This window comes from Kitasatospora purpeofusca, assembly GCF_036010405.1.
GTDB classification, from domain to species: domain Bacteria; phylum Actinomycetota; class Actinomycetes; order Streptomycetales; family Streptomycetaceae; genus Kitasatospora; species Kitasatospora purpeofusca.
Window position 1 is genome coordinate 6839194 of sequence record NZ_CP108561.1, and the last position, 21706, is coordinate 6860899.

The 21706-nt window shown below is 71.6% G+C and carries 20 protein-coding genes; 11 read left to right on the plus strand and 9 right to left on the minus strand.

Features of this window, described 5'->3' with window-relative positions; translation table 11 throughout:
- The first annotated feature begins 34 nt into the window (after positions 1-34).
- The 4 genes from OG715_RS29910 to OG715_RS29925 all read left to right on the plus strand — a co-directional run bounded on the left by OG715_RS29910 (position 35) and on the right by OG715_RS29925 (position 2850).
- Complete coding sequence (locus tag OG715_RS29910) at positions 35-1240, plus strand: phosphoglycerate kinase (protein WP_266274176.1); 1206 nt, start codon at positions 35-37, stop codon at positions 1238-1240.
- 7 nt (positions 1241-1247) lie between these two features.
- Positions 1248-2033, plus strand: a complete 786-nt coding sequence (gene tpiA / locus OG715_RS29915) for a triose-phosphate isomerase (protein ID WP_266274175.1) — start codon at positions 1248-1250, stop codon at positions 2031-2033.
- 87 nt (positions 2034-2120) lie between these two features.
- Positions 2121-2357: a preprotein translocase subunit SecG gene (secG, locus tag OG715_RS29920; RefSeq protein ID WP_030394965.1), complete on the plus strand. Its 237-nt coding sequence runs from the start codon at positions 2121-2123 to the stop codon at positions 2355-2357.
- Positions 2358-2562: 205 nt separating this feature from the next.
- Entirely contained in the window at positions 2563-2850 is a 288-nt protein-coding gene (locus tag OG715_RS29925; RefSeq protein ID WP_030308030.1) for an RNA polymerase-binding protein RbpA, read from the plus strand.
- An 89-nt stretch (positions 2851-2939) separates the two neighbouring features.
- On the opposite strand, the gene pgl is transcribed toward OG715_RS29925, so the two are convergent.
- From pgl to tkt, 5 genes are all read right to left on the minus strand, one after another.
- Positions 2940-3728: a 6-phosphogluconolactonase gene (pgl, locus tag OG715_RS29930; RefSeq protein ID WP_266274174.1), complete on the minus strand. Its 789-nt coding sequence runs from the start codon at positions 3726-3728 to the stop codon at positions 2940-2942.
- Positions 3725-4810 carry a glucose-6-phosphate dehydrogenase assembly protein OpcA gene (gene opcA / locus OG715_RS29935; RefSeq protein ID WP_266274173.1) on the minus strand — a complete coding sequence of 362 codons (1086 nt, stop codon included), beginning with the start codon at positions 4808-4810 and terminating at the stop codon, positions 3725-3727. Before opcA ends, pgl begins: the two co-directional genes overlap by 4 nt.
- Positions 4807-6354 (minus strand): glucose-6-phosphate dehydrogenase, encoded by a 1548-nt coding sequence (gene zwf, locus OG715_RS29940; protein WP_030394962.1) that lies wholly within the window; start codon positions 6352-6354, stop codon positions 4807-4809. The genes opcA and zwf overlap by 4 nt, the downstream gene beginning before the upstream one ends.
- 67 nt (positions 6355-6421) lie before the next feature.
- Positions 6422-7561, minus strand: coding sequence for a transaldolase (gene tal, locus OG715_RS29945; protein ID WP_266274172.1), 1140 nt, complete (start codon positions 7559-7561; stop codon positions 6422-6424).
- A 90-nt stretch (positions 7562-7651) separates the two neighbouring features.
- The gene (gene tkt, locus OG715_RS29950; protein WP_266274171.1) at positions 7652-9748 is read right to left on the minus strand and encodes a transketolase; all 2097 of its coding nucleotides are present in this window, start codon (positions 9746-9748) and stop codon (positions 7652-7654) included.
- A gap of 508 nt (positions 9749-10256) precedes the next feature.
- Here tkt and OG715_RS29955 point away from each other — a divergent pair.
- Positions 10257-11198, plus strand: coding sequence for a heme o synthase (locus OG715_RS29955; RefSeq protein ID WP_266274170.1), 942 nt, complete (start codon positions 10257-10259; stop codon positions 11196-11198).
- Between the two features lie 91 nt (positions 11199-11289).
- On the opposite strand, the gene OG715_RS29960 is transcribed toward OG715_RS29955, so the two are convergent.
- Positions 11290-11931, minus strand: a complete 642-nt coding sequence (locus OG715_RS29960) for a DUF2461 domain-containing protein (protein WP_266274169.1) — start codon at positions 11929-11931, stop codon at positions 11290-11292.
- 72 nt (positions 11932-12003) lie between these two features.
- Between OG715_RS29960 and OG715_RS29965 the strand changes: the two genes are divergently transcribed.
- On the plus strand, positions 12004-12342 hold the full coding sequence (locus OG715_RS29965; protein ID WP_266274167.1) for a hypothetical protein: 339 nt from the start codon (positions 12004-12006) through the stop codon (positions 12340-12342).
- 89 nt (positions 12343-12431) lie between these two features.
- On the opposite strand, the gene OG715_RS29970 is transcribed toward OG715_RS29965, so the two are convergent.
- Entirely contained in the window at positions 12432-13418 is a 987-nt protein-coding gene (locus tag OG715_RS29970) for a COX15/CtaA family protein (protein ID WP_266274166.1), read from the minus strand.
- A gap of 265 nt (positions 13419-13683) precedes the next feature.
- On the opposite strand from OG715_RS29970, the gene OG715_RS29975 reads away from it, so the two are divergent.
- A complete protein-coding gene (locus OG715_RS29975; protein WP_266274165.1) occupies positions 13684-15084 on the plus strand; it encodes a choice-of-anchor A family protein in 1401 nt (466 codons plus the stop codon).
- Between the two features lie 334 nt (positions 15085-15418).
- The gene (locus tag OG715_RS29980) at positions 15419-16156 is read left to right on the plus strand and encodes an LAETG motif-containing sortase-dependent surface protein (protein WP_266274164.1); all 738 of its coding nucleotides are present in this window, start codon (positions 15419-15421) and stop codon (positions 16154-16156) included.
- A 131-nt stretch (positions 16157-16287) separates the two neighbouring features.
- Here the strand turns inward: OG715_RS29980 and OG715_RS29985 are convergent, their stop codons facing one another.
- Entirely contained in the window at positions 16288-17007 is a 720-nt protein-coding gene (locus OG715_RS29985) for an ABC transporter permease (protein ID WP_266274677.1), read from the minus strand.
- 41 nt (positions 17008-17048) lie between these two features.
- Positions 17049-17975: an ABC transporter ATP-binding protein gene (locus tag OG715_RS29990; RefSeq protein WP_266274163.1), complete on the minus strand. Its 927-nt coding sequence runs from the start codon at positions 17973-17975 to the stop codon at positions 17049-17051.
- A 164-nt stretch (positions 17976-18139) separates the two neighbouring features.
- Between OG715_RS29990 and OG715_RS29995 the strand changes: the two genes are divergently transcribed.
- The 3 genes from OG715_RS29995 (at position 18140) to sufD (ending at position 21704) form a co-directional block, all read left to right on the plus strand.
- Positions 18140-18985: a helix-turn-helix transcriptional regulator gene (locus tag OG715_RS29995; protein ID WP_266274162.1), complete on the plus strand. Its 846-nt coding sequence runs from the start codon at positions 18140-18142 to the stop codon at positions 18983-18985.
- 9 nt (positions 18986-18994) lie between these two features.
- Positions 18995-20410 (plus strand): Fe-S cluster assembly protein SufB, encoded by a 1416-nt coding sequence (sufB, locus tag OG715_RS30000; protein ID WP_266274161.1) that lies wholly within the window; start codon positions 18995-18997, stop codon positions 20408-20410.
- Between the two features lie 61 nt (positions 20411-20471).
- Positions 20472-21704 carry a Fe-S cluster assembly protein SufD gene (gene sufD / locus OG715_RS30005; protein ID WP_266274160.1) on the plus strand — a complete coding sequence of 411 codons (1233 nt, stop codon included), beginning with the start codon at positions 20472-20474 and terminating at the stop codon, positions 21702-21704.
- Positions 21705-21706 lie beyond the last annotated feature (2 nt).

Sequence of the window (21706 nt, forward strand, 5' to 3'; positions counted from 1 at the left end):
CCTGCTCCACCATCTCGCCAGGAGACCGAAGACCGTGAAGACCATCGAAGATCTGGACGTCGCCGGCCGGCGCGTGTTCGTGCGCGCGGACCTGAACGTCCCGCTGTCCGACGGCACGATCACCGACGACGGCCGGATCCGCGCCGTCGCCCCGACCATCGCCAAGCTCGTCGAGCGCGGCGCGAGGGTCGTCGTCGCCTCCCACCTCGGCCGCCCCAAGGGCGAGCCGGACCCGCAGTTCTCCCTCGCGCCGGTGGCCGCCCGCCTCGGCGAGATCCTCGGCAGGCCGGTCGCGTTCGCGACCGACACCGTGGGCGAGAGCGCGAAGGCCACCGTCGCCGCCCTGGCCGACGGCGAGGTCACGCTGCTCGAGAACCTGCGCTTCAACGCCGGTGAGACCAGCAAGGACGACGCCGAGCGCGGCGCCTTCGCCGACGAGCTGGCCGGCCTCGCCGACCTCTACGTCGGTGACGGCTTCGGTGCGGTGCACCGCAAGCACGCCTCGGTGTTCGACCTGCCGGCCCGCCTGCCGCACGCGGTCGGCGACCTGATCGCCACCGAGGTGGGCGTCCTCAAGCGCCTCACCGAGGAGGTCGAGCGCCCGTACGTGGTGGTGCTCGGCGGCTCCAAGGTCTCCGACAAGGTCGGCGTGATCGACAACCTGCTCGGCAAGGCCGACCGCATCCTGATCGGCGGCGGCATGGCGTTCACCTTCCTCAAGGCCAAGGGCTACGAGGTCGGCAGCTCGCTGCTGCAGGAGGACCAGATCCCGACGGTGCTGGACTACCTCAAGCGCGGTGAGGAGAACGGCGTCGAGTTCGTGCTGCCGGTGGACGTCGCGGTCTCCGGGTCGTTCCCGGACGTCAAGACGCAGGCGCCGGTCGAGGACTTCGCCGTCGTCGCCGACGACGCCATTCCGGCGGGCACGCTGGGCCTGGACATCGGCCCCCGCTCCGGCGCGCTGTTCGCGGAGAAGCTGGCCGACGCGAAGACGGTGTTCTGGAACGGCCCGATGGGCGTCTTCGAGCACCCGGCCTTCGCCGACGGCACCCGGGCCGTCACCCAGGCCCTGATCGACAGCGACGGGTTCACCGTGGTCGGTGGCGGCGACTCCGCCGCGGCCGTCCGCATCCTGGGCTTCGACGAGACGAAGTTCGGACACATCTCGACCGGCGGTGGCGCGAGCCTCGAATACCTGGAGGGCAAGACCCTCCCCGGTCTCGCCGCACTGGAAGGCTGAATCACGCATGACTGAGCGTCTCCCGCTGATGGCGGGCAACTGGAAGATGAACCTCAACCACCTCGAGGCCATCCAGCACACCCAGAAGCTGGCCTTCGCGCTGGCCGACAAGGACTACGAGGCGGTCGAGGTCGCCGTCCTCGTGCCGTTCACCGACCTGCGTTCGGTGCAGACCCTGGTCGACGGCGACAAGCTGAAGATCAAGTTCGGCTCGCAGGACATCTCGCAGTACGACGGCGGTGCCTACACCGGCGAGATCTCCGGCCCGATGCTGTCCAAGCTGAAGTGCACCTACGCGGTGATCGGCCACTCCGAGCGCCGCGAGTACCACGACGAGACCGACGAGCTGGTCAACGCCAAGGTCAAGGCCGCCTACCGGAACGGGATCACCCCGATCCTGTGCATCGGCGAGCCGCTGGAGATCCGCAAGGCCGGCACCCACGTCGAGTACACCCTGGCCCAGCTCGACGGCGGCCTGAAGGACGTCCCGGCCGACCAGGCCGAGTCCGTCGTCGTCGCCTACGAGCCGGTCTGGGCGATCGGCACCGGCGAGGTGGCGACCCCCGAGGACGCCCAGGAGGTCTGCGCCGCCATCCGTGCCCGGATCGCCGAGCTGTACTCCGCCGAGCTCGCGGACAAGGTCCGGGTGCTGTACGGCGGTTCGGTCAAGTCGTCGAGCGCGGCCGGCCTGATGGCCAAGCCGGACATCGACGGCGGCCTGGTCGGCGGTGCCTCGCTGGACGCCGAGGAGTTCGTCAAGATCGTGCGGTACCGTGAGCAGGCAGTAGGCTAACGCCGCCGCAGCAACGTAGGCTTTGGGGCCGGACCACCCGACGTGGTCCGGCCCCTTCGCCGAAGATACGAGAGAGTTGGTCCCGCCGTGGTTCTCGGGTTCTCGATTGCCCTGATCGTCTTCAGCCTGCTGATGATCCTCCTGGTGCTGCTGCACAAGGGAAAGGGCGGCGGCCTGTCGGACATGTTCGGTGGCGGCGCGATGTCCACCGGCGGTGGCTCCGCGGTCGCCGAGCGCAACCTCGACCGCATCACGATCGTGGTCGGTCTGGGCTGGTTCGCCTCGCTGTTCGTACTCAGCATGGTCCTGAAGTACAAGAGCTGACATACCTCTGACGCCCCGTCGCCCCGCGGCCTATCCTGGGAGGGTCCGGGGCGGAGCCGGTGGTGGCGCATCCTTAACTCCTGCTTACACTAGGACGACTTTCGCCACCGACGCGCATCGCGGCGCGTCGGCGCACCAGCACGCAGGGAGTCAGACCGTGGCAAGTGGCAACGCCATCCGTGGCAGCAGGGTCGGAGCCGGCCCGATGGGTGAGGCGGAGCGCGGCGAATCCGCCCCCCGCAACCGGATCTCCTTCTGGTGTGCCAACAAGCACGAGACCCGGCCGAGCTTCGCGGCCGAGGCGGTCATCCCGGACACCTGGGACTGCCCGCGGTGCGGCTTCCCGGCCGGGCAGGACGAGCACAACCCGCCCGCGCCGTCCCGCAACGAGCCGTACAAGACGCACCTGGCGTACGTCCGCGAGCGGCGCACCGACGCCGACGGCGAGGCGATCCTCGCCGAGGCGCTGGCCAAGCTCCGCGGCGAGATCTGAGCAGGCGAACACCGAAGGGCGCCACCCGTGACGGGTGGCGCCCTTCGGTGTTCCCGAGTGTTCCCGAGCGTTCCGAGTGCTCCCTGGCCTCAGGCGGAGGCCGGGGGGTACAGCTGGGGCGGCAGCCGGTCCGCCGCGGCCCGGTCCAGCAGCCACAGGGTGCGGCCGGTGCCGTGCGCGCCGGAGGCGGGCGCTTGGAGCTCGCCCGGGCCGGACAGGGCCAGCGCGACCGCGTCCGCCTTGTCCTCGCCGGCCGCCAGCAGCCAGACCTCGCGGGCGGCCCGGATCGCCGGCAGGGTGAGCGAGATCCGGGTCGGCGGGGGCTTCGGCGCGCCGCGCACGCCGATCACCGTCAGCTCGGTCTCCCGCACCCCGGGGTGCTCCGGGAACAGCGAGGCGACATGGGTGTCCGGGCCGACGCCGAGCAGCAGCACGTCGAAGGCGGGCACCCGGAGGCGGTCGGCCGGGCCGGCCGCCTTCGCGAGCTCCTCGGCGTAGCGGGCGGCCGCGGCGTCCACGTCCGAGCCGTCGACGCCGTCCGAGGCGGGCATCTCGTGCACCCGCGCCGGGTCGAGCGGTACGGCGTCCAGCAGCTCGGCGCGGGCCTGGACGGCGTTGCGCTCCGGGTCGCCGGAGGGCAGGAACCGCTCGTCGCCCCACCAGAGGTCCAGCCGCGCCCAGTCGATCGCGTCGCGCGCCGGGGAGGCGGCGATCGCGGCCAGCAGGGCGTTGCCGTTGCGTCCGCCGGTGAGCACCACCGAGGCGGCGCCGCGGGCGGCCTGGGCGTCCACGATCCGGGTGATCAGCCGGGCCGCGGCCGCCTGGGCCATCAGCTCCTTGTCCCGGTGGACGACCAGCTGCGGGGTGGCCGAGGTCATGCGCCCGCCTTCTTGGCGGCGCGCTTGGCGGAGCCCTTGCGGGCCCCGCCGTCGGTCGCCCCGGCCGGGGCGGTGGCGGCGGCCGTCTCCTCGGCCACGGCCTCCTCGACGGCCACGCCGGCGGTCGAGGCCGCAGCGGCCGGCTCGGTGGTGGCCGGCTCCTTGAGCCGCTCCACCGGGGTGCGGACGGCCGTCGCGTAGATGTCGTCCGGGTCGAGCCGGCGGAGCTCCTCGGCGATCAGCTCCGAGGTCTCGCGCCGCTTGAGCGCCACCTGGCGGTCCGGCGAGCGGGGCATCGAGAGCGTGCCCAGCAGGCCGTCCGGGCGGTCCAGGGTGATGTCCCCGTCCGTGGTGCGCAGGTGCACCGCGGTGATGCCCGGGCCGTTGGTGACGACCCGCTCGACCGGCACGTGCAGCCGGTTGTGCAGCCACAGGCCGAGCAGTTCCACGCTGGGGTTGTACGACTCGCCCTCGACCACCGCGGAGGTGATCGCGGACGGCCGCTGGTCCAGCGCGGCGGCCAGCATCGAGCGCCAGCCGGTGATCCGGGTCCAGGCCAGGTCGGTGTCGCCCGGGGTGTAGCTCTGGGCCCGCTGGGCGAGCTGGCCGACCGGGGACTCGGCGGTGACCGCGTCCGTGATCCGGCGCTGGGCGAGCGCGCCGAGCGGGTCCTGCGCCGGGTGCAGCGGCGCGTTCTCCGGCCACCAGACCACGACCGGGGCGTCCGGCAGCAGCAGCGGCAGGACGACCGACTGGGCGTGCGCGGCGAGTTCGCCGTGCATGCGCAGGACGACCGTTTCGCCGGAGCCGGCGTCGGAGCCGACCAGGATCTCGGCGTCCAGACGGGTCTCGGCGCGGGCCCGGGGCGAACGCCCGGCGCGCTTGATGACCGCCAGGGTGCGCGAGGGGTGCTCGCGGGAGGCGTCGTTGGCGGCCTTGAGGGCGTCGTACGCGCTGCCCTCGTCGGTCACGATCACCAGGGTGAGCACCATGCCGGCGGCCGTCGAGCCGCTGGCCCGGCGCGCCTCCATGAGCGCTGCGTTGATCTTGCTGGACGTGGTGTCCGTGAGGTCGGTCTTCATGGCCGGCGCCAGCTCCTGCCGTCTCGTGCGAGCATCTCGTCCGCCTCGGCCGGGCCCCAGGTACCGGCCGCGTACTCGGCGGGCTTGCCGTGGGCGTCCCAGTACTTCTCGATCGGGTCGAGGATCTGCCAGGAGAGCTCGACCTCCTGGTGACGGGGGAAGAGGTTGGCGTCGCCGAGCAGCACATCGAGGATGAGCCGCTCGTACGCCTCCGGGGAGGACTCGGTGAAGGACTCGCCGTAGGCGAAGTCCATCGTGACGTCCCGGACCTCGAAGGAGGTGCCCGGCACCTTGGAGCCGAACCGCACGGTGACGCCCTCGTCCGGCTGCACCCGGATGACCAGGGCGTTCTGCCCCAGCTCCTCGGTCGCGTAGGAGTCGAACGGCAGGTACGGGGCGCGCTGGAAGACCACCGCGATCTCGGTGACCCGGCGGCCCAGCCGCTTGCCGGTGCGCAGGTAGAACGGCACCCCGGCCCAGCGGCGGTTGTTGATCTCCAGCTTGATGGCCGCGTAGGTGTCGGTCTTGGAGTCCGGGTTGATGCCGTCCTCGTCGAGGTAGCCGCCGACCTCCTCGCCGCCCTGCCAGCCGGCCGTGTACTGGGCGCGCACGGTGTGCTCGCCCAGGTCGGTCGGGAGCTTGACGGCGCTGAGCACCTTGAGCTTCTCGGCGACCAGCGCCTTCGGGTGGAAGGACGCCGGCTCCTCGATGGCGGTGAGCGCCATCAGCTGGAGCAGGTGGTTCTGGATGACGTCACGGGCGGAGCCGATGCCGTCGTAGTAGCCGGCCCGGCCGCCGATGCCGATGTCCTCGGCCATCGTGATCTGCACGTGGTCGACGTACGACCGGTTCCAGATCGGCTCGAACATCTGGTTGGCGAACCGGAGCGCCAGGATGTTCTGGACGGTCTCCTTGCCCAGGTAGTGGTCGATCCGGAAGACCTCGTCCCGGGGGAAGACCTCGTGGACGATCCGGTTCAGCTCCTGGGCGGACTCCAGGTTGTGGCCGAAGGGCTTCTCGATGACGGCGCGGCGCCAGGACCCGCTCGGCGGATCGGCCAGCCCGTGCTTCTTGAGCTGCTGGACGACGGTCGGGAAGAACTTCGGCGGCACGGACAGGTAGAAGGCGAAGTTGCCGCCGGTGCCCTGGGCCTGGTCGAGCTCCTCGATGGTCTCGCGGAGCTTGTCGAAGGCGTCGTCGTCGCCGAAGTCGCCCTGGACGAAGCGCATGCCCTTGGCGAGCTGCTGCCAGACCTCCTCGCGGAAGGGGGTGCGGGCGTGCTCCTTGACCGCGTCGTGGACCTCCTTGGCGAAGTCCTCGTCCTCCCACTCGCGGCGGGCGAAGCCGACGAGCGAGAAGCCCGGCGGCAGCAGGCCGCGGTTGGCCAGGTCGTAGATGGCCGGCATGAGCTTCTTGCGGGAGAGGTCGCCGGTGACCCCGAAGATGACCAGGCCGGACGGCCCCGCGATGCGCGGGAGCCGCCGGTCCGAGGGGTCGCGAAGCGGGTTGACGGGTGCCGGCGGGAGGTCGTCCGCGTCCTGCACCGGGGTCAACTCGGGGAAGTCAGTGCTCACTTGATGGGCTCCGCTTTCGTGCGCCGTTCGCAGGGGGTCACTTCTCGTCGGCGAAGGAGGCGAGCGAGGCGGTGACGGTGTCGAGCAGCTCGTTCCAGGACTGCTCGAACTTCTCGACGCCCTCGTCCTCCAGCACCTGGACGACGTCGTCGTAGTCGACGCCCGCGGCGGCGATGGCGTCCATCACGGCCTTGGCATCGGCGTAGTTGGGGACGATGGTGCCGCCGGTGACCACGCCGTGGTCGTCGGTGGCGTCCAGGGTGGCCTCGGGCATCGTGTTGACGGTGCCGGGGGCGACCAGCTCGGTGACGTAGAGGGTGTCCGGCAGCGCCGGGTCCTTGACGCCGGTGGAGGCCCAGAGCGGACGCTGCGGCTTGGCGCCGGCGGCCTCCAGGGCGACCCAGCGGGCGTTGCCGGCGCTCTTGCCGTCGACGCTGCCGAAGACCTCCTCGTACGCCTGGTAGGCGAGGCGGGCGTTGGCCAGCGCGGCCTTGGAGCGGAGGTCCTTGGCGTCGCCGCCGATCTTCTCCAGGCGCTTGTCGATCTCGGTGTCCACGCGGGACACGAAGAAGGAGGCGACCGACTCGATCTGGGAGAGGTCGAGGCCCTTGGCCTTGGCGGCCTCCAGGCCGGTCAGGTAGGCGTCGATGACGGCCTTGTAGCGCTCCAGCGAGAAGATCAGCGTGACGTTGACGCTGATGCCCTTGCCGATGACCTCGGCGATCGCGGGCAGACCGGCCTTGGTGGCGGGGATCTTGATGAAGACGTTCGGGCGGTCGACCAGCCACCACAGCTGCTTGGCCTCGGCCACCGTGGCGGCGGTCTCGTGGGCCAGCCGCGGGTCGACCTCGATCGAGACCCGGCCGTCGCGGCCGTTGGAGGCGTCGTAGACCGGGCGCAGCACGTCGGCGGCGTCCCGGACGTCCGAGGTGGTGATCATGCGGACGGCCTCGTCCGTGGTGACCTTGCGGACGGCGAGGTCCTTCAGCTGGCCGTCGTAGGAGCTGTCGCCGCCGCCGATGGCCTTCTGGAAGATGGTCGGGTTGGTGGTCACGCCCACCACGTGCTTGTGCTGCACCAGCTCGGCGAGGTTGCCGCTGTTCAGCCGCTTGCGGCTGAGGTCGTCCAGCCAGATCGCCACGCCTTCGTCGCTGAGGCGCTTCAGTGCGTCGGTCATGGTGCTTCAGTCCTTACGTCTTTTGCTGCTGTGGGGTGTGGGGTGCGGGCCGGGGAGCCGATGTGCGGTCGGCGCCCCGGCCCGGTGCCGCTAGCGGTTGACGGCCTCGAGCGAACGCAGGGCGTTGTGGGCCTCGGCGACGACGCGCTCGGCGGTGATGCCGAACTCCTCGAACAGCACCTGGTAGTCGGCGGAGGCGCCGAAGTGCTCCAGCGAGACGATCCGGCCGTGATCGCCGACCAGCTCGCGCCAGCCCTGGGCGATGCCGGCCTCGACCGAGACGCGGGCCTTGACCGACGGCGGCAGCACGCTGTCGCGGTAGGCCTGGTCCTGCTCCTGGAACCACTCGAAGGACGGGACCGAGACGACGCGGGTGGCGATGCCCTCGGCCTCCAGGACCTCGCGGGCCTTGACGGCCAGCTGGACCTCGGAGCCGGTGCCGAGCAGGATCACCTGCGGGGTGCCGCTGGAGGCCTCGGCCAGGATGTAGCCGCCCTTCGCGGTGCCCTCGGCGGAGCTGAACACCGTGCGGTCGAAGGTCGGGACGTTCTGGCGGGTGAGGGCCAGGCCGACCGGGCCGGGGTGGGTGGTCTGGCGCTCCAGGACGGTGCGCCAGGCGACGGCGGTCTCGTTGGCGTCGGCCGGGCGGACCATGGCCAGGCCCGGGATGGCGCGCAGCGAGGCGAGGTGCTCGACCGGCTGGTGGGTCGGGCCGTCCTCGCCGAGGCCGATGGAGTCGTGCGTCCACACGTAGGTGACCGGCAGCTTCATCAGGGCGGCCAGGCGGACGGCGGGGCGCATGTAGTCGGCGAAGACCAGGAAGGTGCCGCCGAAGACGCGGGTCTTCCCGTGCAGCGCGATGCCGTTCATGGTGGAGCCCATGGCGTGCTCGCGGATGCCGAAGTGGATGGTCCGGCCGTAGGGGCCGGCCGACTTCAGCGGGTTGCCCTCGGGGAGGAAGGAGCTGTCCTCCTCGATGGTGGTGAGGTTGGACTCGGCGAGGTCGGCCGAGCCGCCCCACAGCTCCGGGATCACCGCGCCGAGGGCCTTCAGGGTCTCGCCGCTGGCCTTGCGGGTGGCGACGGCCTTGCCGGCCTCGAAGACCGGGACGGCCTTCTTCCAGCCCTCGGGCAGCTCGCCGGCCGTGATGCGGTCGAACTCGGCGGCACGGTGCGGGTTGGCGGCGCGCCAGGCGTCGAGGGACTTCTCCCACTCGCCGCGGACGGCCTTGCCGCGCTTGACGACCAGTCGGGCGTGCTCGATGACCTGGTCGCTGACCTCGAAGGACTTCTCCGGGTCGAAGCCCAGGACCTTCTTGGTGGCGGCGATCTCGGCGGCGCCGAGCGCGGAGCCGTGGGCCTTGGCGGTGTTCTGGGCGTCCGGGGCCGGCCAGGCGATGATCGTGCGCATAGCGATCATCGAGGGGCGGGAGGTCTCGGCCTTGGCCGCGGCCAGGGCCTCGGCCAGCGCCGCGACGTCGATGTCGCCGTTGGACTTCGGCGTCACGCGCTGGACGTGCCAGCCGTACGCCTCGTAGCGCTTGAGGACGTCCTCGGAGAAGGCGGTCTCGGTGTCGCCCTCGATCGAGATGTGGTTGTCGTCGTAGAGCGCGACCAGGTTGCCGAGCTTCTGGTGGCCGGCGAGCGAGGAGGCCTCGGCGGAGATGCCCTCCTCCAGGTCGCCGTCGGAGACGATGGCCCAGACGGTGTGGTCGAACGGTGACTCGCCGGCCGCGGCGTCCGGGTCGAACAGGCCGCGCTCGTAGCGGGCGGCCATCGCCATGCCCACGGCGTTGCCGATGCCCTGGCCGAGCGGGCCGGTGGTGGTCTCGACGCCGGCGGTGTGGCCGTGCTCGGGGTGACCGGGGGTGCGGCTGCCGGCGACCCGGAAGGCCTTGAGGTCGTCGAGCTCCAGGCCGTAGCCGGAGAAGTAGAGCTGGGTGTAGAGGGTCAGGCTGGTGTGCCCGGGGGAGAGGACGAACCGGTCACGGCCGGCCCAGGCCGGGTCGGTCGGGTCGTGGCGCAGGAAGCGCTGGAAGATCAGGTAGGCGGCGGGGGCCAGCGACATGGCCGTCCCCGGGTGTCCGTTGCCGACCTTCTGAACCGCGTCCATCGCCAGGACCCGGGCCGTGTCGACGGTCCGGTCGTCGAGGTCCGACCACTCGAATGCATTCGGCGTCGTGCTCACCCTGTCTCAGGGCTCCTTCCATGTTGAAGAGTGACCCCGTGAGGGACCGGGTCGGCCACGTCGCTGGGGCCGGACGCTGGGTGGTGCCGGTCACGGAGGGTAGATCCCGCTTCTTCGGGCGAGCCTACCGTCCGGCCTGGGGCTCACCCTCCGTGGTGGGAGAACCCTGGCATGTTGGCAGTCATTCCCCGGACATTTCGTGGACGACCGTGCGACCGGAGGCCCGGTCCCTTTGTCCACCCTCGCCCGGATCCGTCCGGTTCGCCTCTCCGGCGCGCGGGACGGGGGTCCGGGGGTCCGGGCGGGTCCGGGAGCGGCGTCGCGGGCAACGTTCCTGGTCGGGGCGGCGGGGGTTCACCCGGGGGTGTGCGTTCCGCCCCGCCGGGGCACCCCGGGGCCGGTGGGGAGATATGGAGCGTCTAAGGTGGCGTGGTACGCGCAGAGCGGACGATTCGGGAACAACGTTCCGGTGGCCGCCTGTGAGGATTCATCTTCAGTTGGGGTGTTAGTGACCGCCGTCGAATCCCGTCCCGCCGGGGTCACCGGGGCGACGCCTGCGCACCGGCCGTTCGGGGCCCGTGTCGGCGCCTTCGTCGCACTGACCAAACCGCGGATCATCGAGCTGCTGCTGATCACCACGGTGCCGGTGATGTTCCTGGCGGAGCGCGGGGTGCCGAACCTCCTGCTGGTGCTGGAGGTGGTCGTCGGCGGTTACCTCTCGGCGGGTGGCGCCAACGCCCTCAACATGTACATCGACCGCGACATCGACGCGGTGATGACCCGCACCGAGCGCCGGCCGATCGTCACCGGCATGGTGTCGCCGCGCGAGGCGCTGGTGTTCGGCATCGCGCTCGGCGTCCTGTCGACGGTCTGGCTGGGTGTCCTGGTCAACTGGCTCTCCTCGGCGCTGGCGCTCGGCGCGCTCCTCTTCTATGTGTTCGTCTACACGCTGGGGCTGAAGCGCCGCACCGCGCAGAACATCGTCTGGGGCGGCATCGCGGGATGCATGCCGGTCTTCGTCGGCTGGGCGGCGATCACCAATTCGCTCTCCTGGTCGGCGCTGGTGCTGTTCCTGGTGATCTTCTTCTGGACGCCGCCGCACTACTGGCCGCTGTCGATGAAGGTCCGCGAGGACTACGCCCGGGCCGGGGTGCCGATGCTGCCGGTGATCAAGGGCAACCTGGCGGTGGCCAAGCAGATCGTCGCCTACTCCTGGGTGATGGTGGCGGTCTCGCTGACGCTGTGGCCGCTGGCCGACACCAGCTGGCTGTACCCGACCGCCGCGGTGGTGCTGGGCGCGTTCTGGCTGAAGGAGGCGCACGCGCTGTACGGGCGGGCGAAGGCCGGTCTGGTCGGCGCCAAGCTGAAGGAGATGCGGCTGTTCCACTGGTCGATCACCTATCTGACGCTGCTGTTCGTGGTGATCGCGGTGGACCCGTTCGTGAAGTGACGCGGTGACGTGGATGTGAGGAAGGGCCCCGGTCGACTCGACCGGGGCCCTTCGCGTTCCGTCCGTGTTCGCCTCCGCGGTGTGCGGGCGGCTAGCGGTCGGGCAGCTCGGAGGGGCCGACGTGGCCGTCCAGCCAGTCCTTGAGCGGCTGCGAGGCGCGCAGGAAGCCGGTGATCCGCTCGTACGCGGCGCGGGTGCCCAGCCACGGCCCGGGGGCCCACTCCTGCCAGGCGATCAGCCCCTTGTGGCGGAGCAGTTCGATCCGCAGGTGGTCCTTGGGGTAGCCGCGCGGGGCGGACTTCAGGGAGTCCCGGCCGACCACCTCGGGGCCGGCCCGGCGGACCCGAGCGGCCACCCGCTCCAGTTCGGCGCCGGAGACGTCCTCGGCGACCGCGGTGCGGTAGCGGTCCAACTGGTCGGGGGCGAGCCGGTACAGCCCGTTGCCGCAGGCCAGGCCGTCGGCGGAGAGCTGGACGTAGCCGCCGGCCGCCAGATGGGCGCCGATGTGCGTCTTGTACGGGGACTTGTCGGCGCTGAACCGCACGTCGCGGTTGGGCCGGAAGATCTTGGCGGGCCCGAACTCGGGTTCGAGCTCGTCCAGCAGCCGTTCCATGGGCTCCCGTACGGCCTGCTCGTACCGGTCCTTGTGGGACTGCCAGAAGGTCTTGGAGTTGTCGGCCTCGAGATGCTCGTAGAAGTCGAGCGCCTCGGCCGGCCAGCCGTCGAAGGTCACCCCACCAGTATGTGGCCCGGTGCACACGGCGCTCCCGTCGCCAGCTCTACTACCGCTCGGTAGCATGCGGGCATGAGCAGCGCAGAGACCGCCACCCCCGCCGCGCCGGACGCCCGTGCCGAGCGCCGCGCCAAGCGCATCGCCAAGCACCTGACCGCCTTCGCGGCGGCGCACGGCGGCAGCGCCGACGGCGTCGTCGAGTACGTCGGCGCGGTCGCCACCCGGATCGTCGTGGTCGGCGCCGACGGTGCCTGGGGCGACCAGGTCGCGCCCAGCTACGCGGTCGGCCGCCGGGCCGCCGAACTGGCCGGGGTCACCCTGCACGACAACTTCGAGGGCGAACTCGGCCTGAAGGTGCGAACCGGCGTGTACGAGTGGAAGCGGATGGCCGGCATCCAGATCGGCGGCTGACCCCGCCCCGTCGCGGACGGTCAGGGCCCCCGGTCTCCACGGAGACCGGGGGCCCTGCTGCGTGGCGTGTGGCTCGCGGGGGCCGGGGGTCAGGCGGTCGCGGGCTGGGGGGTGCGGGCGGGGGGTGCGGCCGGGGCCGGGGTGTCCTCGCGGGTGCGGAGGGCGAGCGGGATGCGCAGGGCGGCGATCCAGATCAGAGTGGCGCCCAGCATGTGCAGGCCGACCAGGAGCTCCGGGACGTCGGTGAAGTACTGGACGAAGCCGATCACGCCCTGGAGCAGCAGGCCGACCAGCAGCTCGCGGGCCCGGGCCCGGGCGGCCGGCGGGGCCTTGACGGCGGCGAACACGAAGACCACCGCGATCGAGAGGCCGATCGAGAGGAACGCCAGGTCGGCGTGGGCCTGGGCGAGGCGGTCGTAGTCCAGCGGGATCCGCGGGACCATCTTGTTGTCCTTGGGCGTCCCGGGGTGGTGGCCGGCGCCGGTGACCAGGGTGCCGGCGGCCACCAGCAGGCCGATCACGCCGACCAGGGCGTAGGAGAGCCGCTTGATCGGCTCGGCGACCAGCGGGCGGGCCGGGCCGTCGCCCTCCTTGGAGCGCTCCCACATCTGGGTCGCGACCCAGACCAGGGCCATCGCGGCGATCAGGTGCAGCGCCACCGTGTACGGGTTGAGGCCGGTCAGCACGGTGATGCCGCCGAGCACGGCGTTGCTCATCACCAGCCAGAACTGGGCCCAGCCGAGCTTGGTCAGCCCGCGCCGGCGGGGCCGGGCGCAGCGCGCGGCGACGATCGCCCAGCCGACGGCGGCGCTCAGCACGTAGGTGAGCATCCGGTTGGTGAACTCCACGACGCCGTGGAAGCCCATCTCGGCGGTCGGGGTGAGGCTCTCGTCGGTGCACCTCGGCCAGGTGGTGCAGCCGAGGCCGGAGGCGGTGAGGCGGACGGCACCGCCGGTGACGACGATCACCACGCTCATCACCAGCGCGGCGAACGCGGCGCGCTTGACCACGGCGGCGGAGGGCTGCCAGCGCTCGGCGAGCAGGGAGAAGGGGGTGGTGTTAGGCACGGCGTCCATGGTATGCGGCCTTACAGCCGATCTTGGGGCGGGGGCTCGGGCGTCGGTCGTCGGTGGGCGTCGGCGGCTGTCCGTGGGCGTCCGGGGATGCCCGGTGTCGACTTGGCGGCAAAACCACCGAGGGCATGGCGGGGCAAAGCGGATCATTCGGGCAATGCGGTCATTGGTCTTGACCAATTGCCTACATGGCCGAAAGAGTGCGGTTTGGTCCATACCTTTTTCAGGACCCCTCCCACACCCCCGCACACAAGCGGAGATCCTGCACATGCGCATATCCGTTCCCGCCGCAGCGCTCGCGCTCGGCGGATCGCTCGTTCTGGCCGGGCTCGTCGCCCCGGCCGCCGCCCAAGCCGCCCCGAACCAGTGCCTGAGCCTCGGGGTCGCCAACCTCTACGGGGAGTTCGTCGAGGGCGACGACACCCACACGCCGGACGCCGAGGGTGCGGTGGCGGTCGGCGGCAACGCCGACTTCACCGGCGGATTCTCGGTCGGCCAGGAGCTGACCCCCGAGCAGGTGAAGGCGCTGCCGGGCGGCAACGCCCTGGTCGTCGCCGGCAAGATCACCGGTCACAACACCCAGGTGATGAAGGGCAACGGCGTCTACGGCTCGAAGGCCGAGGGTGCCGTGGTCCAGGCCCACCAGGGCACGATCGCGCAGGGCAAGTCGCCGATCGACTTCGCCGCCGAGTTCGCCCGGGCCCGCGCCGTCTCCACCACGCTCGCGGGTCAGCCGCAGACCGCCGGTGCCACGGTCGAGGCCAAGGGCAAGGCGCTCTACCTCACCAGCGGCGACGTCGCCTTCAACAGCTTCACCGTCTCCGCCGCCGCTCTCCAGGGTGCCACCGAGATCTACGTCAAGGTGCCGACCGGCTCGGTCACCGTGGTCACCGTCACCGGCGACTCGTACGACATGGCCGCCGCGAAGACCACCGGCTTCCTCCTCTGGGACGAGGGCAAGAAGGCCTACGTCCTGGACGACAAGCTGCAGAGCGCGCACGGCGGGGCGATCCGCTCCAAGCTGCTCTGGAACTTCCCGACCGCCACCAAGGTGGTCAAGAGCAGCCTGGCGGCCTGGTCCGGCACCGTGCTGGCGCCGAACGCGGCGCTCGACCTCGGTTCGGCGGCCCCGGTGAACGGCTCGGTCATCGTCAAGTCGCTGACCGGCAAGGGCGGTGCGGAGACGCACCACTACCCCTTCACCGGCTGCCTGCCGACCACGCCGCCCACCACGCCCCCGACCACGCCGCCGGTGACGCCGAGCACCCCGGCCACCACGCCGCCGGTGGTGCCGCCGACCGGTACGCCGTCCGCGAGCGTCACCCCGAGCACGCCGGGCTCCACCGGGACCCCGAGCACGCCGCCGACCACTCCCGGCACGACCGGCACCCCGGCACCCTCGGGGACCCCGAGCGCCTCGGGCAGCCCGTCCGTTCCGGCCACCGCCGGGCCGAGCGGGTCGGCGAGCCCGTCCGCGAGCGCGTCCGCCCCGGCGGTCGTGCCGGGCGCCTCGGCGAGCCCGTCGGCCGGTGCCGTCACCGAGGGCGGCCTCGCCCACACCGGCTCCGGTCCGGTCGTGCCGCTGACGATCGCCGGTGCGCTGGCCCTCGCCGCCGGTGGCGCGCTGGTCCTGGTCGCGCGTCGGCGCAAGGCGGCCGGCCGGGTCTGACCCGTCGCGGTCCGCTCCGCACCTGCTGAAGGCGCGTGACCCGTTCTGCTCCTTCAGGCACCCCTGATGATCGAAAATGATCATCAGGGGTGCAGTCTTTCGGCCACCCTGACGGTGTCCATTCGGGTCGGCGGCAGCGGCGTCGCCCGAGCTGGCGGGCCTGCGGGGCCGCCGAAGCACATCCGAATGTCACCGGAAAGTCGAAATCCGGACGTGCAGCGGGGTGTGGAGCGACAGGGGGCTGCCGGTAGAGTCCCCCGGACAGTCGTGGCGGGCCACCGCTGTTCCACTTCAATGCGCCTGCTGCACAAGACCGTTCGGAGGGAACTACGAAATGGCGCGACAGCGGCGGCAGATAGGCATCGGCAGTGCGGCGATCGCGGGAACGGCCGTGGCGGCCGTCCTGCTGCCGGTGGCGCTGGCGACCAGTGCCTCGGCCCACGTCCCGACCTGGCAGGTCACCTGCGACAAGATCGTGATCGACCTCGCCAACTACAGCGACAAGACCGGCGTCAAGAACGCCGTCAGCCTGACCGTCGACGGCGAGAAGGTGCTGGACCAGAAAGAGTTCGGCAAGACCTTCAAGCAGACCTTCCCGGTGAAGGACCACAGCGCGCCGATCAAGGCCACGCTCGTGGTGACCACCACCGAGGACCCGAAGAACCAGGACTGGAACAAGACGGAGACGAAGACGATCGAGGTCTGCGCGACCCCGACGCCCACTCCGACCGTCACGCCGACGCCGACGCCCACCGCGACGGTGACGCCCACCCCGACGCCCACCGCGACGGTGACGCCGACGCCGAGCCCCACCGCCACGGTGACGCCGACCCCGCCCCCGGTCACCCCGACCGTGACGCCGAGCCGGCCGGCCACGCCCACGTCCAGCCCGTCGACCGCGGCGCCCGTCCCGCCCCGGACGTCCTCGCCGACCCCGGCCGGCCCGGCGCTCGCCGCGACCGGTAGCAGCGACGCCACCCCGGTCATCGCGGCCGTCGGCGGCGGTGTCGTGCTCCTCGGCGGCGCGCTCGTCCTGCTCGCCCGCCGCCGTCGCGGCAACGACCAGGGCTGAGGTACGGCGCCGCCCGCACCGAGGCGGTAGTGACGCCGACGGCCCCCCGGTTCACCCGAACCGGGGGGCCGTCGGCGTTGTGTCGCGCGGCCGGCGGGCCTACCGGCCGGGCGGGCCCGAGGAGACGGCCCCTACTCCCAGCGGAAGAAGCGCGCGGCGGCGGCGAGGCCGAGGACGGCCCAGCCGCCCAGCAGGCCGAGGTCGGCCCACGGCACCCCGGCGCCGCCCTGGAGCACCGAGCGCAGGCCGTCCGACAGTGCGGCGATCGGCAGCAGCTCCAGGACGGACTGCGCCGCCGCCGGGAACTTCGACAGCGGCACGACCACCCCGCCCGCGAGCAGCAGCAGGACGAAGACCAGGTTGGCGGCCGCCAGCGTCGCCTCCGCCTTCAGCGTGCCGGCCATCAGCAGGCCGAGCCCGGAGAAGGCGGCGGTGCCGAGCACCAGCAGGGCGGCCACGGTGAGCGGATTGCCGTGCGGGGACCAGCCGACGGCCAGCGCGATCACCGACAGCAGCGCCACCTGGAGCGCCTCGGTGACCAGGACGCAGCCGGTCTTGGCGGTCAGCAGCGCCCAGCGCGGCAGCGGGCTGGCGCCCAGCCGCTTCAGCACGCCGTAGCGGCGTTCGAAGCCGGTGGCGATGGCCTGTCCGGTGAAGGCCGTCGACATCACGGCGAGCGCGAGCAGTCCCGGCGCGAGGAAGTCGACCCGCTTGCCGGGTCCCTCGACGGCGACGATGTCCACCGCGGAGAAGAGCACCAGCAGCACCGTCGGGATGACCACGGTGAGCAGCAGCTGCTCGCCGTTGCGCAGCAGCATCCGGGTCTCGAACGCCGTCTGGGCGAGCAGCATCCGGCCGACCGGTGCCGCTCCGGGACGGGGGGAGTAGTCGGTCACGAGCGCAGGTCCCGTCCGGTCAGGTCGAGGAAGACGTCTTCGAGGCTGCGGCGCTGCACCGCGAGCCGCTCCGGGAGGATGCCGGAGGCCGCGCACCAGGCGGTGACGGAGGCGAGCAGCTGCGGGTCGACCGAGGCTTCGATGCGGTAGCTCCCGGGGGAGGGCTCGGCGGCGGTGGCGCCCTCGGGCAGCTCCTTGAGCAGGGTGGTGAGGTCGAGCCCGGGCGGGGCGTCGAAGCGCACGCTCGACTCGGCGCCGCCGCGGCACAGCTCCTCCGGGGTGCCGCCGGCGATCACCCGGCCCCGGTCGACGATCGCGACCCGGTCGGCGAGCTGCTCGGCCTCGTCCATGTGGTGGGTGGTGACGACCACGGTGACGCCGTCCCGGCGCAGGTCGCGGACCAGCTCCCAGGTGGCGCGGCGGGCCTGCGGGTCGAGGCCGGCCGTGGGCTCGTCCAGGAAGACCAGTTCGGGGCGGCCGACCACGGCCATCGCCAGCGCGAGCCGCTGCTGCTGCCCGCCGGAGAGCCGGCGGTAGGTGGTGCGGCCGCAGGAGCCCAGGCCGAGCCGTTCGACCAGCGCGTCGACGTCCAGAGGGTCGGCGTGCAGCTTCGCGGTGTGCCGGAGCATCTCGACGGCGCGGGCGCCCGCGTACACGCCGCCGGACTGGAGCATCACGCCGATCCGGGGGCGCAGCTCGGCGTTCTGCGCGACCGGGTCGAGGCCGAGCACCCGGACGGTGCCGGCGTCGGGGCGGCGGTAGCCCTCGCAGGTCTCGACGGTGGTGGTCTTGCCGGCGCCGTTCGGGCCGAGCACGGCGGTGACGGTGCCCCGGTCGATGCGCAGGTCGAGACCGTCCACCGCGGTCTTCTCGCCGTAGCGCTTGACCAGCCCGGTGATCTGGACCGCGGGTTCGGATTGCATGCCTGTGAGTCTAAAAGGAGCCAACGGATGGCCCCGACACCGGGTTTGGTGATCATTTCCGCAGGTCAGGTAAGGCTAACCTGCGTGACAGATGCCACGGGTGAGGTGTGGGTCACGGCTTGTCCTGCCGGAAGTAATTACGCAACACTGGTGTTGTGAAAAACATGCGCGAGCACTCCACGCAGCAGGAGGCCGAGTCGGCCCCCGGCTGCGCCGTGCCCGCGACGGCCACCGAGGTGCTGCTGGACGGGCACCGGGCCACCCGGGACCGGGTCGCCCGGTCGATCCTGGACCACGGCCCCTCCTCCGCCACCGACCTGGCCAACCGGCTCGGTCTCACCACCGCCGCCGTCCGCCGTCACCTGGACGGCCTGACGGCCGCCGGCCTGGTCGAGTCCCGCGAGCAGCGGGTCTACGGCAGCCGCGGCCGGGGCCGTCCGGCCAAGGTCTTCGCCCTGACCGACGGCGGTCGCGACGCCTTCTACCAGGCGTACGACCAGCTCGCCGCCGACGCCCTGCGCTGGATCTCCGACGCGGTCGGCGGCGGCAAGGCCGGGGAGGAGGCGGTCGCCGCCTTCGCCCGGGCCCGGTTCGGCCGGCAGGCGGAGAAGTACGGGGAGGCCCTCAGCTCCGCCGGAGCCGGCGAGCGTACCGAGGCACTGGCCCAGGCGCTCAGTGCCGACGGGTACGCTGCCACGGTGCGGCGGGTCCCGTCTGCCGCGGCCCAGGCCCCGGCGGGCGCGCAGCTCTGCCAGCACCACTGCCCGGTCGCGCACATCGCCGAGCAGTTCCCGCAGCTCTGCGAGGCGGAGACCGAGGTCTTCTCCCAGTTGCTGGGCACCCATGTGCAACGGCTGGCCACCATCGCCCACGGCGACGGGGTCTGCACGACCTATGTGCCGGCACCCGGTGCCGCATCGTCGCCCGCCCTGCGCACCGCCGCGGGCCGGAACACCGATGCCGCGCCGACTGCCGGTACGTCCACCGATGATTCAGCGTCCGCGCGTTAGGAAGCTCGCATGACTGACACCGTTTCGCACCCCGAGCTCGACGGCCTGGGCAACTACGAGTACGGCTGGGCCGACCCGGACGTCGCCGGCGCCGGGGCCAAGCGCGGGCTCAGCGAGGACGTGGTCCGCGACATCTCGGCGAAGAAGAACGAGTCCGAGTGGATGCTGAACCTGCGTCTCAAGGGCCTGAAGCTCTTCGGCAAGAAGCCCATGCCGACCTGGGGCTCCGACCTCTCCGGCATCGACTTCGACAACATCAAGTACTTCGTCCGCTCCACCGAGAAGCAGGCGGAGTCCTGGGAGGACCTGCCCGCGGACATCAAGGCCACCTACGACAAGCTGGGCATCCCGGAGGCGGAGAAGCAGCGCCTGGTCGCCGGTGTCGCCGCCCAGTACGAGTCCGAGGTCGTCTACCACCAGATCCGCGAGGACCTGGAGGAGCAGGGTGTCATCTTCCTGGACACCGACACCGCGCTCAAGGAGCACCCGGAGCTGTTCCACGAGTACTTCGGCACCGTCATCCCGACCGGTGACAACAAGTTCGCCGCGCTGAACACGGCCGTGTGGTCCGGCGGCTCCTTCATCTACGTGCCGAAGGGTGTCCGCGTCGACATCCCGCTCCAGGCCTACTTCCGGATCAACACCGAGAACATGGGCCAGTTCGAGCGGACGCTGATCATCGTCGACGAGGACGCCTACGTCCACTACGTCGAGGGCTGCACCGCGCCGATCTACTCCTCGGACTCGCTGCACTCCGCGGTCGTGGAGATCATCGTCAAGAAGGGCGGCCGCTGCCGCTACACGACCATCCAGAACTGGTCGAACAACGTCTACAACCTGGTCACCAAGCGCGCCGTGGCGTACGAGGGCGCGACCATGGAGTGGGTGGACGGCAACATCGGCTCCAAGGTCACCATGAAGTACCCGGCCGTCTACCTGATGGGCGAGCACGCCAAGGGCGAGACCCTGTCGATCGCCTTCGCGGGCGAGGGCCAGCACCAGGACGCCGGCGCCAAGATGGTCCACATGGCGCCGAACACCTCCTCCAACATCGTCTCCAAGTCGGTGGCGCGCGGCGGCGGCCGGACCTCCTACCGGGGTCTGATCGAGATCGGCGAGGGCTCCAAGGGCGCCAAGTCCAACGTGCTCTGCGACGCGCTGCTGGTCGACACCATCTCCCGCTCGGACACCTACCCCTACGTGGACGTCCGCGAGGACGACGTGTCCATGGGCCACGAGGCGACCGTCTCCAAGGTCAGCGAGGACCAGCTCTTCTACCTGATGAGCCGCGGCATGACCGAGTTCGAGGCCATGGCGATGATCGTCCGCGGCTTCGTCGAGCCGATCGCGCGCGAGCTGCCGATGGAGTACGCGCTGGAGCTGAACCGGCTGATCGAGCTGCAGATGGAGGGCTCCGTCGGCTGACCCGCCGACCGCCCGCCGTCCATCGACCATTTTTTTGAGGAAGAGAGCACAACGAACAGCCATGGCTGACGTCCAGAACAACTCCGGCTCCACCACCGCCGGTTCGATCGAGGTCGGCACCGCCGGTGCCGGCGCCCAGCTCGCCGGTCCCGGCACCGGCCGGGACAGTGTCCGCCAGCCGATCGACGCGCGCGTCGCGGTGGCGCCGTCCTTCGACGTCGCGGACTTCCCGGTGCCCACCGGCCGCGAGGAGGACTGGCGGTTCACCCCGATGCACCGCCTCGGCGGCCTGCACGACGGCACCGCCGCCACCGCCGACAAGGGCGAGGACAAGGTCGAGCTGAGCCTGCCCGAGGGGGTCACCGCCGAGACCGTCGGCCGTGACGACGCCCGCCTCGGCAAGGCCGGCAAGCCGGTCGACCGGGTCGTCGCGCAGGCGTACAGCGCCTTCGAGCAGGCGCTCGTGGTCACCGTCCCCAAGGAGACGGTGCTCACCGAACCGGTGCGGATCGACGTGCACGGCGAGGGCGGCACCCGCTTCGCGCACGTGGTCGTCGACGTCAAGCCGTTCGCCGAGGCCGTCGTGGTGATCAACCACACCGGCACCGGCACCCGGGCCGCCAACGTCGAGTTGCTGGTCGGCGACGGCGCCAAGCTGACCTTCGTCTCGGTCCAGGACTGGGACCGCGACGCGGTGCACGTGGCCCAGCAGACCGCGCTGATCGGCCGCGACGCCTCGCTGAAGTCCGTCGTCGTCACCTTCGGCGGCGACGTGGTCCGGATCCACCCGCGGGTCAACTACGCCGCTCCCGGTGGCGAGGCCGAGCTGCTCGGCCTCTACTTCGCCGACGCCGGCCAGCACCTGGAGCACCGTCTGGTCATCGACCACGACACCCCGCACTGCCGCTCCAACGTCGTCTACAAGGGCGCGCTGCAGGGCAAGGACGCGCACGCGGTGTGGATCGGGGACGTGCTGATCCGCGCCGCCGCCGAGGGCACCGACACCTACGAGCTCAACCGCAACCTGGTGCTCACCGACGGCGCCCGGGTCGACTCGGTGCCGAACCTGGAGATCGAGACCGGCGAGATCGTCGGCGCCGGCCACGCCTCCGCCACCGGCCGCTTCGACGACGAGCAGCTCTTCTACCTGCGCTCGCGCGGCATCCCGGCCGACGAGGCCCGCCGCCTGGTGGTGCGCGGCTTCTTCGCCGAACTGGTCCAGCAGATCGGCGTCGCCGAGATCCAGGACCACCTCATGGAGAAGATCGAGGCCGAGCTGGAAGCGGCGGTCTGACA

Excerpts from the sequence above, each read along its gene's own strand:
- tpiA (WP_266274175.1), top strand. The coding sequence starts at position 1,248 with ATGACTGAGCGTCTCCCGCTGATGGCGGGCAACTGGAAGATGAACCTC.
- OG715_RS29925 (WP_030308030.1), top strand. The coding sequence starts at position 2,563 with ATGGGTGAGGCGGAGCGCGGCGAATCCGCCCCCCGCAACCGGATCTCC.
- pgl (WP_266274174.1), bottom strand. The coding sequence starts at position 3,728 with ATGACCTCGGCCACCCCGCAGCTGGTCGTCCACCGGGACAAGGAGCTG.
- opcA (WP_266274173.1), bottom strand. The coding sequence starts at position 4,810 with ATGAAGACCGACCTCACGGACACCACGTCCAGCAAGATCAACGCAGCG.
- tal (WP_266274172.1), bottom strand. The coding sequence starts at position 7,561 with ATGACCGACGCACTGAAGCGCCTCAGCGACGAAGGCGTGGCGATCTGG.
- OG715_RS29965 (WP_266274167.1), top strand. The coding sequence starts at position 12,004 with ATGAGCAGCGCAGAGACCGCCACCCCCGCCGCGCCGGACGCCCGTGCC.
- OG715_RS29970 (WP_266274166.1), bottom strand. The coding sequence starts at position 13,418 with ATGGACGCCGTGCCTAACACCACCCCCTTCTCCCTGCTCGCCGAGCGC.
- OG715_RS29975 (WP_266274165.1), top strand. The coding sequence starts at position 13,684 with ATGCGCATATCCGTTCCCGCCGCAGCGCTCGCGCTCGGCGGATCGCTC.
- OG715_RS29980 (WP_266274164.1), top strand. The coding sequence starts at position 15,419 with ATGGCGCGACAGCGGCGGCAGATAGGCATCGGCAGTGCGGCGATCGCG.
- OG715_RS29985 (WP_266274677.1), bottom strand. The coding sequence starts at position 17,007 with ATGCTGCTCGCCCAGACGGCGTTCGAGACCCGGATGCTGCTGCGCAAC.
- OG715_RS29990 (WP_266274163.1), bottom strand. The coding sequence starts at position 17,975 with ATGCAATCCGAACCCGCGGTCCAGATCACCGGGCTGGTCAAGCGCTAC.
- OG715_RS29995 (WP_266274162.1), top strand. The coding sequence starts at position 18,140 with ATGCGCGAGCACTCCACGCAGCAGGAGGCCGAGTCGGCCCCCGGCTGC.
- sufB (WP_266274161.1), top strand. The coding sequence starts at position 18,995 with ATGACTGACACCGTTTCGCACCCCGAGCTCGACGGCCTGGGCAACTAC.
- sufD (WP_266274160.1), top strand. The coding sequence starts at position 20,472 with ATGGCTGACGTCCAGAACAACTCCGGCTCCACCACCGCCGGTTCGATC.